12 protein-coding genes are annotated in these 12,155 nt (G+C 68.0%); 4 read left to right on the top strand and 8 right to left on the bottom strand.

The features are described from left to right. The 3 genes from QTI45_RS35020 to QTI45_RS35010 form a co-directional block, all read left to right on the top strand. On the top strand, positions 1-984 hold a 984-nt coding region (locus QTI45_RS35020), incomplete at its 5' end, for a hypothetical protein (protein WP_286657636.1). Positions 985-1,020: 36 nt separating this feature from the next. Beyond that, the gene (locus QTI45_RS35015) at positions 1,021-1,689 is read left to right on the top strand and encodes a glutathione S-transferase family protein (RefSeq protein WP_286657635.1); all 669 of its coding nucleotides are present in this window, start codon (positions 1,021-1,023) and stop codon (positions 1,687-1,689) included. 73 nt (positions 1,690-1,762) lie between these two features. Beyond that, positions 1,763-2,650 carry an alpha/beta fold hydrolase gene (locus tag QTI45_RS35010; protein ID WP_286657634.1) on the top strand — a complete coding sequence of 296 codons (888 nt, stop codon included), beginning with the start codon at positions 1,763-1,765 and terminating at the stop codon, positions 2,648-2,650. A gap of 8 nt (positions 2,651-2,658) precedes the next feature. Here the strand turns inward: QTI45_RS35010 and QTI45_RS35005 are convergent, their stop codons facing one another. The 4 genes from QTI45_RS35005 to QTI45_RS34990 are packed head-to-tail and all read right to left on the bottom strand — an operon-like array spanning position 2,659 to position 5,927. Next, positions 2,659-3,984 (bottom strand): M16 family metallopeptidase, encoded by a 1,326-nt coding sequence (locus tag QTI45_RS35005; protein WP_286657633.1) that lies wholly within the window; start codon positions 3,982-3,984, stop codon positions 2,659-2,661. A gap of 3 nt (positions 3,985-3,987) precedes the next feature. Then, a complete protein-coding gene (locus QTI45_RS35000) occupies positions 3,988-4,245 on the bottom strand; it encodes a helix-turn-helix domain-containing protein (protein ID WP_286657632.1) in 258 nt (85 codons plus the stop codon). A 27-nt stretch (positions 4,246-4,272) separates the two neighbouring features. Next, on the bottom strand, positions 4,273-4,581 hold the full coding sequence (locus QTI45_RS34995) for a c-type cytochrome (RefSeq protein WP_286657631.1): 309 nt from the start codon (positions 4,579-4,581) through the stop codon (positions 4,273-4,275). Between the two features lie 47 nt (positions 4,582-4,628). Continuing rightward, positions 4,629-5,927 carry a PQQ-dependent sugar dehydrogenase gene (locus QTI45_RS34990; RefSeq protein WP_286657630.1) on the bottom strand — a complete coding sequence of 433 codons (1,299 nt, stop codon included), beginning with the start codon at positions 5,925-5,927 and terminating at the stop codon, positions 4,629-4,631. A 194-nt stretch (positions 5,928-6,121) separates the two neighbouring features. Here QTI45_RS34990 and QTI45_RS34985 point away from each other — a divergent pair, with 194 nt between their 5' ends. Next, a complete protein-coding gene (locus tag QTI45_RS34985) occupies positions 6,122-7,429 on the top strand; it encodes a ClC family H(+)/Cl(-) exchange transporter (RefSeq protein WP_286657629.1) in 1,308 nt (435 codons plus the stop codon). Positions 7,430-7,450: 21 nt separating this feature from the next. Here QTI45_RS34985 and QTI45_RS34980 read toward each other — a convergent pair whose 3' ends face one another. From QTI45_RS34980 to QTI45_RS34965, 4 genes are read right to left on the bottom strand one after another with little or no spacing between them, the layout of a single operon-like run. Beyond that, on the bottom strand, positions 7,451-8,371 hold the full coding sequence (locus QTI45_RS34980) for an ABC transporter permease (protein WP_286657637.1): 921 nt from the start codon (positions 8,369-8,371) through the stop codon (positions 7,451-7,453). After that, positions 8,371-9,471 carry an ABC transporter permease gene (locus QTI45_RS34975; RefSeq protein WP_286657628.1) on the bottom strand — a complete coding sequence of 367 codons (1,101 nt, stop codon included), beginning with the start codon at positions 9,469-9,471 and terminating at the stop codon, positions 8,371-8,373. Before QTI45_RS34975 ends, QTI45_RS34980 begins: the two co-directional genes overlap by 1 nt. Then, a complete protein-coding gene (locus QTI45_RS34970; protein ID WP_286657627.1) occupies positions 9,455-11,050 on the bottom strand; it encodes an ABC transporter ATP-binding protein in 1,596 nt (531 codons plus the stop codon). Before QTI45_RS34970 ends, QTI45_RS34975 begins: the two co-directional genes overlap by 17 nt. A 39-nt stretch (positions 11,051-11,089) precedes the next feature. Then, positions 11,090-12,079 carry a BMP family ABC transporter substrate-binding protein gene (locus QTI45_RS34965; RefSeq protein WP_286657626.1) on the bottom strand — a complete coding sequence of 330 codons (990 nt, stop codon included), beginning with the start codon at positions 12,077-12,079 and terminating at the stop codon, positions 11,090-11,092. Between the last annotated feature and the right edge of the window lie 76 nt (positions 12,080-12,155).

Genomic DNA, 12,155 nt, shown 5'->3' with positions numbered 1-12,155 from the left:
CTGCCGGCGCCCTTCGTGGTCTGCGTGATGACGGTGCTGCTGCTGTGCAAGCCCGGGCCACCGATCCCCTTCGTCAAGGGCTCGGTGCTGGCGCTCGTCATCGGCGCTTTGCTGCTGACGGGGGTCCTGATGGTGCCGATCCTCGAGAACTATGCCGCCACAGGGGTGCTGCTCACCGGGGTATTGCTGTATGCCGTGTTCTTCGCCGGAGCGCGCAGCGCGAATCCGCTGACGATCATCCTGGTGATTGCCTTCACCGTCATCCCGGTGGCGGGCGTGGCTGACCAGGCCCTGGCGTCGGTCCTCGCCGTCGCTCTGGCGGTGGGACTCGGCACCGGCGTCTTCGTGGGCGGAATCTCGCACGCTCTCTTTCCGGACGCGCCGGTGGCCGTCCCGACGCAATCGGCGCCGGGCCGCGCCGCGCCCGCAGAAGCGAACTGGGCCGCCTTGCGCGCCACGCTGGTCGTCTTGCCCGTGTTCGTGCTGGCCCTGGGCAATCCGGGCTTCTACCTCGCGGCCATCATCAAGACGGTGACGCTGGGTCAGCAGGCGAGCTCGGCGGACGCCCGCACGGCTGGGCGGGAACTGGTGGGATCCACGTTCATGGGAGCGGCGATGGCGGCGCTGCTCTGGTTCGGACTGACACTGCGCCCGAACCTGTGGATGCTGATGCTGTGGATGGCGGCCGCCGCGCTGTGGGCTGGCGCGCGACTGTTCGGAGTCAAGGCGACGTCGTTTGCGCCTTCCTTCTGGAGCCATGCGCTCGTGACCATGCTGATCCTCCTGGGACCCGCCATCGAGGACAGCGCGAACGGCAAGGACGTCTACACCGCTTCGGCGATCCGAGTCGGCCTGTTCGTCGGCGTGGCGCTCTACGCCTGGGCCACGGTGTGGCTTTTCGAACGCCTGCGCGTTGCGTCAGCGGGCCTGAAACTGCGCGGGAAGCGGCCCCGGCCTACACCTCAGGGGCCGGGCTGGCGATAGATATCGCTCAAGCTTCACATCATCCGGAGGTACGCCATGGCCACCGCCCCCTTCGTCCTCTACGGTGCCCCCGGCTCCGGCGCCACTCCGGTGCATGCGGCGCTCACGCTGATGGACCTGCCGGTCAAGGTCGTGGACGTTGCACCCTGGCAGGGAGAACATGAACGCGGGCGCCTGAGCGCCGTGAACCCGATGCGCCAGGTCCCGGTGCTGGTTCTTCCTTCCGGCGAGATCATGACCGAGAGCGCCGCCATCCTGGTCTGGCTCGCCGACCGCTACCCCGCGGCGGGTCTGGCGCCGCACATCGACGATCCGACCCGCGCCCAGTTTCTCCGCTGGATGAGCTTCGTCTCGGCTGCGATCTACTCGCTCTACTGGGTCCGTGACGAGCCCTCTCGCCTGGCCTCCAGCCCGGAGGCGGAAGCGACGGTCCTGGAGCGGACAACCGAACGCATCGCGCAGTGCTGGCGGGACATGGACGCGCAGATGCCGCGCGGCCCCCGCTACCTGCTGGGTGACCGGCTGAGCGTGCTGGACCTCTACGTCACCGTGGTGTCCCGGTGGCAGCCCCGCCGGCTGCGCTTCTACCGGGAGGCGCCGCGCATGGCGGAGGTGGTCCGCCGCGTCGACACCGAGCCCCGGCTGCTGGACCACTGGGCGGCCCGCTACCCCTTCGGGAAGGATTGGGAAAGCGAGGGCCCGTAGTCAAGCGCGAGATCCACCCCGCGCGACCTGTGCGGCGGCCGTGCAGAATCTCCAAGCTCATCAGGAGATCGACATGACCACCGCATTCACCACCTCCATCGCCCGGACGCCGCTCGGCCCGATCGAGTACGCCGTGGTCGGCGAGGGCATTCCGGTGCTGGTGATCCATGGCAGTCCGGGCGGCATCGACGCGGCCGAACTGATGGCCCGCTTCCTTCCGAAGGGGCAGTTCAAGGCGATCCTCGTCTCGCGGCCCGGCTACCTGCGCACCCCGCTCGGCGGCCGGCTCACCATCGACCAGCAAGCCGACCTGCTCGCCGCCCTGCTGGACCAGCTCGGCATCGCGAGGACCGCGGTCTACACCTGGTCCGGCGGAGGGCCCGCGGGCTACCGGCTGGCCGTGAGGCATCCCGGCAAGCTCATGTCGCTGGTCGCCTTCGCCGCCGTCAGCCAGGCCTACCACGACGCGAGCAAGAGCGCCGTCACGCGCTTGATGTTCACGACCTCGGCCGGGCGCTGGCTCATGCGGGTGCTGGCGGCCCACCAGCCCAGGCAGTACATCGCCGGCGCCCTCGGCAGCGAAGGCAATCTGACCGAGGCGCAGTTGGCGGCGCAGGTCGATGCGGTCTTCGCCGACGACACCCGACGCCGGTTCATTCTCGACCTCGGCCCGACCGCCGAGCAGGGCCCGGACCGGCGGGACGGCTACCACAACGACCTCGAACAGTTCGGCCGGATCGAGTCGCTCGAACTCGAGCGGATCACGGCGCCCACCCTGATCGTCCAGGGCACCGTCGATTCGGACCTGCCGCCCGAGCAGAGCTACTTCGCGGCCGAGACGATCCCGGGGGCCAGCTTGCTCAAGCTCGAAGAAGGCACCCACCTGGCGCTCTATACCCACGCCGACTGCGATGCTGCCCAGCAGCAGGTCATCAGCTTCCTGAGCGCGCACGCGTCCTGACGCATCCGCTAGCGGACGCCGGCAACCAGGCGATCCGCCAACTGCCGCGCGCTTCGCGCGCTGGCCCCCTTGCCGGTGATCGCCAGCGCCGGGGGATTGGCCAGCATCCGTTCGAAGACCACCCTCACTTCTTCGGCGCGGATGTCGTCGATCATGGCCATCGCTTCAGCCATCGGCGTCACGGTTGCGCTGGCGAAGAGCTCTTCGACGGCTTGCTCCATGGTGGCGTAGGTCCGCTCTCCGGCGCGCACGCGCGACACGGTCAGCTGGTTCTTGGCCCGCTCCAGGTGCACCGGATCGATGGCCGTGGCCTGCGCACGCAGCAGGCCGCCCGTCTCCGTGACCAGCGCCTCGAGCTGGTCCGGGGTCGTGACCGCATGCACCACGAAGTTGGCCCAGAGGTCTCCGCTGTCCATCGTGGCATGGGCCGTGTAGGCCAGGCCGAGCTGCTCCCGGACCCTGTCGACCAGGGGCGCCGACATCCCGCCTCCGAACAGGTTGGCCGCCAGCGTCGCCGCGAGGCGCCAGCGCTGCTGCGACATCTCTTCCCGGCGTGGGGGCGCCAGCGGGTAGGCGATGTTCAGGAACACCTGCGACACCTGCGTGAAGCGGCGGGCCATGGCTTGACCGACGTACTTCGCGGGCGCCGGCGGGGGCGGCAAGTCTGGCTCGGCCGACCGGGGCATCGCTGCAAAGAGTTCCCCGGCGAGCGCCATCCAGGCGTCGACGTCGAAGTTCCCGGCCGCAGCGACGACGGTCTTTTGCGCGACGTAGTGGGAGCGCACGTGGCGCACCAGGTCGTGCCGGGTGAAGCCCTCGATGTTCCCGACGGTGCCGATCACCGGCATGCCCATCGGGTCGTCGCCCCAGATGGCGCGGTCGAGCAGTTCGCTGGAGCCATCCTCCGGATCTTCCTCGTACTCGATGGCCTCCTGGCGAATCACTTCCAGCTCGCGCTGCAGTTCAGTGTCGGGAAATGTGCTGTTCAGGACGATGTCGGCCGTCATGCGCAGCAGCTGTTCCGCGTGCCGGCCCAGGCCGGTCATGAAGTAGCCGGTGCTGTCCTTGCCGGTGAACGCGTTGACGTCCGCGCCCAGCCGCTCGGCATCCAGGTTGATGGCCTGCACGGAGCGGGTGGTGGTGCCCTTGAACGCCATGTGCTCCAGCACATGGCCGATGCCGTTCGTGGCCGGCGTTTCGTCGCGGGAGCCGACGCGCAGGAACACGCCCACACTGGCGCTCTGCACCTGGGGCATCGGGATGGCGAGCAGCGTCACGCCGTTCGCGAGGGTGTGAAGGGCAATGGTGGCGGGCTTCGCCGGCAGCCGGTCCATGGCTCAGCGGCCTTCGGGCTGCTGCAGCCCGACGCCGATGCCGTAGAGCGCGAGCAGGCCCAGCACGTGCCCGATGGCCACGCCGGGCTCACCCGCTTCGATGCGGCCGATGGTCTGGACATGCACGCCCAGGCGCGCGGCCGCGGCGGCCTGGCCCTCCCCGGCCGTCGTCCGCGCCAGCCTTGCCGCTGCCCCCAGTTCACGTATGGAATGCAAGGCGTCGCCGCCGATGTCTGCCGAAATGCGCTTGCCTTGAGTCATGGGCGCATTGTCGCTGCGAGGACCGGATCACTTGAGATCCAGAATCCAGCGCGCGAGCGTCAGCGCCTCGGCTTCCGTCACCTGGGCCTGCGGCGGCATCGGCGTCTGACCCCAGACCCCGCCGCTTCCCTCGCGGATCTTCTGTGCCAGCTTCAGGTCGGAACCCTTGTCGCCGGCGTACCTGGCCGCCACGCTCTGGAACGAGGGGCCGTGGTAATTCTTGTCGATCCTGTGGCAGGCGAAACAGTTCTTGGTCTTGTACATCTCATCGTCGGCGAACGCTGCACCGCTCGCCAACAGCAAGCCCACGATGGATGGAACGACGCTGTGCCTCATGTCTTGTGTTGCTCGAAGGCGTGGGGGCCGGCAGGTCCCCACGGGCATCAGCTCGGCGTGAGGCGCGAGATCGCGCCCTCGTCGGTCGCCACGTAGAGGTTGCCGTCAGGCCCTTGCACCAGCGAACGGAAGCGCGCGGCGGGCATGGGCAAGTTCACCGTGGTGCGGGTGGCGGACAAGCCGTCGGCCTTGATGTTGAGCACGTCGAGCCGATTGCCTACCGGCGTGCCGTGGATCCCGATGCCGGCGAAGCCGATGATCATCCGGCCATCCCACGACTTCCAGCGCGAGCCGGTCAGGAAGGTGCCGGCGAACAGCCCCTGCGACAGGCCGTCGTTGGTCCAGGCCGGCTTCATCGCGTTCGGGTAGGTCTTGGTGTCCGTCATCGGCATGAACCCCGACCGGATCTTCGGATCCACGGCACCCATCTGGTTGGGGCTGTAGCCGCAGTAGTTGTCCGGGCAGGCCGAACGGCCTCCGATGTTGGGGCGCGGGTCCCATCCGCTGTTGCCGCCAGCCACCAGCGCCGTCACTTCGTCGGTGTGCCAAGGTCCGTTCTCGGCGACGTACGGCTGGTTGGTGCCCGGCCTGAAAGTGATGCCTTGGGGGTTGCGATGGCCGTAGGTGTAGATCCGGGGATCGAAGCCTGCCGGCGCCCCGTTGCCCGGAGCGGCCTTGCCGTCGCGGTCGATGCGCAGCACCTTGCCGCCGATGCGGGTCGGGCTTTGAGGTACCTCGCCGTTGTGCGTATCGCCGGTGGTCACGTACAGGTAGCCATCGCCAGGGCTGAAGCGGAGTCGCCCTCCGTTGTGTGCGCCGGGGCCACCGAACGGGTGGTCGCTGGCACGAGGCTTGTAGGGAATGTCGGTGACGATGTCGACCCGCGAAGTCACGCCGGTCGCGTTGTCGTTGACCTTGAGCCGCATCACGCGATTGGTGCCCGGGGCGGTCATGCTCGACGTCGAATAGACGTAGATGAATCGGTTGCTGGCGAAGTTCGGATCGACGGCGACACCCATCATGCCTGCCTGCCCTTCGCAGAACAGATCGTTCGCGTTCGCAGAGTAGCCCTTGACATCCTTCATTCCGACCAGCTTGACCACGGCGCCACCAGGCTGCCGCACCGAAAGACCGTGGCACTTCTCGGTGAAGAACATGGTGCCGTCAGGAAGAAACGCCATGTCCCACGGGCTCTCGAGCTTGGTGAGAATGACCTCGTACGACAGCGCCGGGACCGGAGCTTGTGCCGTCGAAGCCGGGGCTGGCGTCGGAGCCGTCGTCACAGCGGATGGCGTGCTGCAGGCAGCGAGCACGCAAGGAAGCACCCCCAAGATCAGTCGATTCATCTGATGTCTCCTGTTTGGTCTTGCTCTTGTCCCCCTGAATGAGGGGAAACGATGCTAGTCCTGCGATCCCGGCGCGGTCAAGCCGCCTACCGACGGGCGGTGACGCATTGGATCTGGCAATCGACCTGCTGAAGTTGCAGCACAAGGCGACCGCTGCGTACTAAAGTCCGACGTCTAAAAGAGAACACGCCCCGATGCCGCGAGATCTCGATCAGGACGACAGCCGGGCCGGCACGCTGGTCCTTGCGCTTCTGTCGCTGCTCGTGGGATGCCTCACGGGGCTTGTCTGCGCCGCTTTCCGGCTCCTGCTCGAACTGGCCGATGGCCTGCGAGGCGAGTTCATCGCGTGGGCCCATCGGGAGGGGTTCCTGGGCCTGCTGCTGGTCGTTGCCGGCGCCGCTGCAGCCACTGCCGCGGCCGCAGCCCTGGTGAGCAGGATTTCCCCGAACGCGGCGGGCAGCGGCATCCCCGAGGTCGAGGCGGCGCTCGACGGCGGCGACCCGGGCCGGCCCGTGCGTACCGCCTTCGTGAAGTTCGTCGGCGGCGTGCTTGCCATCGGGTCCGGACTGGCCCTCGGCCGCGAAGGGCCCAGCGTGCAGATGGGTCACTCGATCGCCGATCTGATGGGCCGCTTGTTCCGGCGCGGCCAGCTGGACGCCCGAGTCCTGTTCGCCGCGGGCGCGGGCGCCGGACTGGCCACCGCCTTCAACGCCCCGATCGCCGGCGCCGTGTTCGTGCTGGAGGAGCTGCTGCGGCGTTTCGACACCCGCACGGCAGCGGCAGCACTGGGCGCCTCGGCCGGCGCGATCGCGGTGGCACGTGTGTTCGTGGGGGTGGATCCGGACTTCTCCGTGCCGCCGCAACCCTTCCCGGGCTTCGCGACAGTGCCGGTCCATGTGCTGCTCGGCGTCCTTGCCGCGCTCGCGGCCGCTGCCTACACCCGCGCCGTCATGGGCACGCTGGCGATCGCCGATCGGGCTGTCGGGATTCCGGTCGAGGCGCGGGCGGCGTTGATCGGCGGCGGCGTCGGCCTCTTGGGGTGGCTGGCGCCTCAGTGGGTCGGAGGCGGCGACTCGCTCACGCAGCAGACACTGCTCGACGCCGGAACCCTGTCCACCATCGCCCTGGTCTTCGCCATCCGTTTCGCGCTCGGCCCGCTGTCCTATGCGGCCGGCACGCCTGGCGGCCTGTTCGCGCCGATGCTGGTCCTGGGCGCGCAGATCGGCCTGGTGTTCGGCCGGCTCTGCGCACTGTGGCTTCCGGGCGGCGCCTCTCCGACCGCTTACGCCGTGGTCGGCCTGGCCGCCTTCTTCACCGCCGTCGTCCGTGCGCCGCTGACGGGCATCTGCCTCGCCGTCGAGATGACCGGCGGCGTCAGCTTGCTGCTGCCGATGCTGGCGGCCTGTTTCGGCGCCATGGTCGTGATGAACCTGCTCGGGGTCCCGCCGATCTACGACCTGCTGCGCGAGCGGGCGGAACGCAAAGCGCGCTCCGCCGGGTAGGGCGCGCCGAGGTCGGGGGCGCTACGACGCCGCGCGAAACGGCTGCCCGAGCGAGGCGGGCGTGTTCAATCTGATCCGCAGCGGGTTGCTGGAGATGATCACCAGCACCACCACGGTGGCGAGATAAGGCAGCATCGACAGCAATTGCGAAGGCACGGCGATCCCACGACTCTGGGCGAACAACTGGGCGACGGTGATGCCACCGAACAGATAGGCGCCGAGCATGATGCGCCCGGGGCGCCAGGTGCCGAAGACGACGAGGGCGAGCGCAATCCAGCCCCGCCCCGCCGTCATGCCCTCGACCCACATCGGCGTATACATGACGGCGAGGAACGCGCCGCCGACACCGGCCATCGCACCACCGAACAGGGTGGCCAGATAACGAATCGGCGTCACGGGCAGGCCCAGCGCGTGCGCCGATTGAGGCGACTCACCGACGGAACGAAGCCTGAGGCCGGCCCGGCTGCGAGCCAGGAACCACCACACCGCGCCAAGCAGGCCCCAGGAGGCGTAGACCAGGGGTTGGTGCGCGAACAGCATCGGTCCGAGAACCGGCAGTGCGGACAGTCCCGGAAGCGGCAACACGGGTTGCGTCGGAAGAACGATGTTCAGGTAGGCCTGGCCGGCGTAGGCGCTCAGGCCCACGCCGAAGATCGACAGCGCCAGACCGCAGGCGACCTGATTGGCCATCAGTGTCAACGTGAGAAAGGCGAACAGCAACGCCATCGCGGCACCGGCCAGCATGCCTGCCGCGACACCAGTCCATAGACTTCCGCTGCCGGCCGCGGCGGCGAAAGCAGCGATGGCGCCGACGAGCATCATTCCTTCGACGCCAAGATTGAGGACACCCGACTTTTCGGTGACGACTTCACCCAGCGCCGCGAAGGCGATGGCGGTCCCGGCGCCGATGGTGGCGATGACGATGGGCAGCATGGCATCGATCATGCGAACACTCCTTGCCTGCCCGCGCTCTTGCGTGCGCCACGGCGCACCACGCGGATCCGATAGTTGACGAGCACATCGGTCCCCAGAAGAATGAACAGGAGAATGCCCTGGAAGAGCCCGGTGATCGCCGCCGGCATGTTCAGGTTGAGCTGAGCGGCTTCCCCGCCGAGGTAGAGCAACGCCATCAGCAGGCTGGCGAGAACGATGCCGACCGGATGCAGGCGCCCGACGAAAGCCACGATGATGGCGGCGAAGCCATAGCCCGGCGACACCACGGGCAGCAGTTGTCCGATGGGCCCGGCCACCTCGCCCACACCCGCGAGACCCGCCGCGATGCCTCCGGCGAGCATGCCGACCCACACGGTCTTCCGGGCACTGATGCCGGCATACGAGGCGGCCGCACCTGACAGTCCGGCCACGCGCATCTGGTAGCCAAGAAGGCTTCTGCCCAGGAAGAACCATCCCAGCGCCACCGCCGCCAGCGCGACGAAAAGGCTGCTGTTCATGCGCGTGCCATCGATCAGGATGGAGAACAGCGCGCTGCCGTCGAACATCCGGGTCTGCGGGAAATTGAAGCCATCGGGATCGCGCCACGGCCCGTAGACCAGGTAGCTCAAGGCAAGCTGCGCCACATAGGTCAGCATCAGGCTCGTCAGGATCTCGTTCGCGTTGAAGCGCGTGCGCAGCCACGCCGGAACCGCGGCCCACAGGGCGCCGCCCAAGGCGCCCGCGAGCATCATCGACGGCAGCAGCCAGCCACCCTGGACGCCGTGAAAATGCACCGCCAGTCCCCCGCCCGCGATGGCGCCTGCCACCAACTGGCCTTCGGCACCGATGTTCCAGACGCTCGCCCTGAAGCCCACTGTCAGCCCCATGGCAATGAGCATCAGCGGCGATGCCTTGAGCGCCAGTTCGCCCAGACCCGCCACGGTGCTGACCGGCAGGACGAACAAGGCTTCGAATGCCTGCAGGGGATTGCGCCCGAGGAAGATGAACAGCGCGGTCCCGACCGCGGCCGTGAGCACCAGCGCGATCAACGGCGAGGCATAGCGCATGGCGGCCGAGGGTTCCGGCCGGGTTTCAAGTCTGAGCCACATGCTGACGCTCCTGCGAGATTCGGGGTTGGTGGGCCAAAGCCTGCGAACCGGGCCACAGTCCGCTCATCCACAGGCCCACTTCTTCGACGTTCGTGTCCTCCCGTCGCTTGACGGGCGACAGGCGGCCTTCGGCGATGACCAACAGGCCATCGCAGATCTCGAACAGTTCGTCCAGGTCATCCGAGACCACGAGCACAGCGACACCCGCGTCGCGCAGTTCGATCAGGTGGCGGCGAATGAAGGCGCACGCCTGCACGTCGACGCCCCAGGTCGGCTGGGCAACGACCAGCAGCTTCGGACTCTGCAGGATCTCACGGCCGACGATGAACTTCTGCAGATTGCCCCCGGAAAGGCTGTCCGCCGGCGCCTGCGCCCCGCGGCACTTGACGTTGAAGTCCGCGATGCACCGCTGCGCGAAGGCGTCAAGCGCCGGCGCGTCGATGAGCCCGCGCTGCGTCAGTCCCGTTCCATGGGCCGTGAGCAACGCGTTCTCGAGCAAGGACATGCCGGGCACCGCACCGCGGCCGAGCCGTTCCTCGGGGACGTAGCCCAGGCCGAGGCGCCGCCTCGCCGCGGGACCGAGGCGGCCGGCCGGTGTCCCGAGAATCTGGATCGCCGCCGAGGAACTGCTCGACGACTCTCCGGACAGCAGGCTCAGCAGCTCCTGCTGTCCGTTGCCGGAGACGCCGGCGATGCCGACGATCTCTCCACCGCGCACGGTGAAGCACAGGTCCTCGAGATCGGTTCCGAACGGATCGTCCGTCCGGTGCGTGAGCTGCCGCACCACCAACACGTCCGGGCCGCTCGCAGCCTTCGCTCCCGGCCGGCAGCCGACGACCTCCTGGCCGACCATGAGCCTGGCCATCGTCGTCTCGGTCTCGCGGCGCGGATCGCAATGACCCGCGACGCGGCCGCCGCGCAGGATGGTCGCCGTGTGGCACAGCGCTTTGATCTCGTGCAGCTTGTGGCTGATGTAGAGGATGCTGCATCCGCCGTCCGCCAATTGGCGCAGGGTGTCGAAGAGCTTGTCGACCGCCTGGGGCGTGAGGACCGAGGTCGGCTCGTCCATGATCAGCAGGCGCGGGTTCTGCAGCATGCAGCGGATGATCTCCACCCGCTGGCGTTCGCCGACCGACAGCGAATGCACCAGGCGCTGCGGCTCGACCGCGAGGCCGTAGCGCTGCGACACCGCTTCGATGCGGCGAGCGAGGTCGCCCAGATCCGGCTTGCCTGGCAGTCCCAGCGCCGCGTTCTCGGTCACGGTCAGGGTCTCGAACAGCGAGAAGTGCTGGAACACCATGCCGATGCCCAGCGCGCGCGCGTGCGCCGGGCTGGCGACGTTGACGCGCTGGCCGTCCCACAGGATGTGTCCCGCATCCGGCTTGACGACGCCGCAGATGCTCTTCATCAGCGTGCTCTTTCCGGCGCCGTTCTCGCCGAGCACCGCATGGATCTCGCCGGGCTGCACCACCATGTCGACCTGGTCGTTGGCGATGATGGAGGGGTAGGCCTTGGTCAGGCCGCGCAGTTCCAGGCGCGGCGGCGGGGTCGGCCGATCGATCTTGTCGGGCAGGGACATGGTGGTGGCTGGTTGCGCGCGCTGGGATGATGGCCCGCGTCAGTTGGCCGGAATGCGACCTTGGATGCCGGCTGCGAGCCAGTCGATCTTGCGCAATTCGTCGTCGCTCATCGAAACGCCTGCCGCTACGCGCTGCTTGCCGTCCTGGTCGACGATGGGGCCGGTGAACGGCTTGAAGCTGCCATTCTTCATGTCGGACTCGATACGGGTCACCAGTTGCTTGACCTCGTCCGGCAGGGCTGCATTCAGGCCGCCCATCCGGATGACGCCTTCGCGCACGCCGAGCCAATCGCTGGACGCCTTCCAGCTTCCATCGGCCACGGCCCGGGTGATCCGGGTATAGGGGTTCGACCAGTCCAGAAGCGCGTAGCTCAGTTGCGCGCGCGGGCCGTACTTCGTCATGTCGCTTTGCCAGGCGACCGCGTAGGCGCCGCGTTCTTCGGCCACCTGGACGGCGACCGGCGAAGACAGCACGGAAGTCAGGACATCCGCGCCATCGGACAGCAGCGCATTGGCGGCCTCGCGCTCGCGGCCCGGGTCGTACCAGGTGTTGAGCCAGACGATCTTGACCGTGGCCTTGGGGTTCACGCTTCGCATGCCCAGAATGAATGCGTTCACGCCCTGCACCACTTCCGGCACGGGCATCGACGCGATGTAGCCGACCGTTCCGGTCTTGCTCATCTTGCCGGCGATCACGCCGTTCATGTAGAAGCCCTCGTAGACCCGCGCCGAGTAGACGCCCATGTTCTTGCTGGTCATGAAGCCCTGGGCGTTCATGAACGTGGTGCCGGGGAACTGCGCGGCGACCTTGGCCATCGGGTTCATGTAGCCGAACGACACGCCATAGATGAGCTTGGTGCCGCTCTGTGCCAGCGAACGCATCACGCGCTCGGAATCGGCCCCGGTCGGCACCTGGACATACTTGGTCTTGACCTTGGCGCCCAGGGCCTGCTCGATGGCCAGCCGTCCCATTTCATGCTGGCGAACCCAGCCGACGTCGCCGATGGGGTTGTCGTAAAGGAATGCCACCTCCAGTGGGGCGGTCTGCTGTGCATGGGCGTGCGGCCAGCAGGCAAGCGACGCAAGTGCAAGGAGAGTGAGTCTG

Source organism: Variovorax saccharolyticus (assembly GCF_030316765.1).
Lineage (GTDB): Bacteria > Pseudomonadota > Gammaproteobacteria > Burkholderiales > Burkholderiaceae_C > Variovorax > Variovorax saccharolyticus.
Note: the sequence above shows the minus strand (reverse complement) of the source record. Positions and strands in the feature narration are given on the sequence as shown.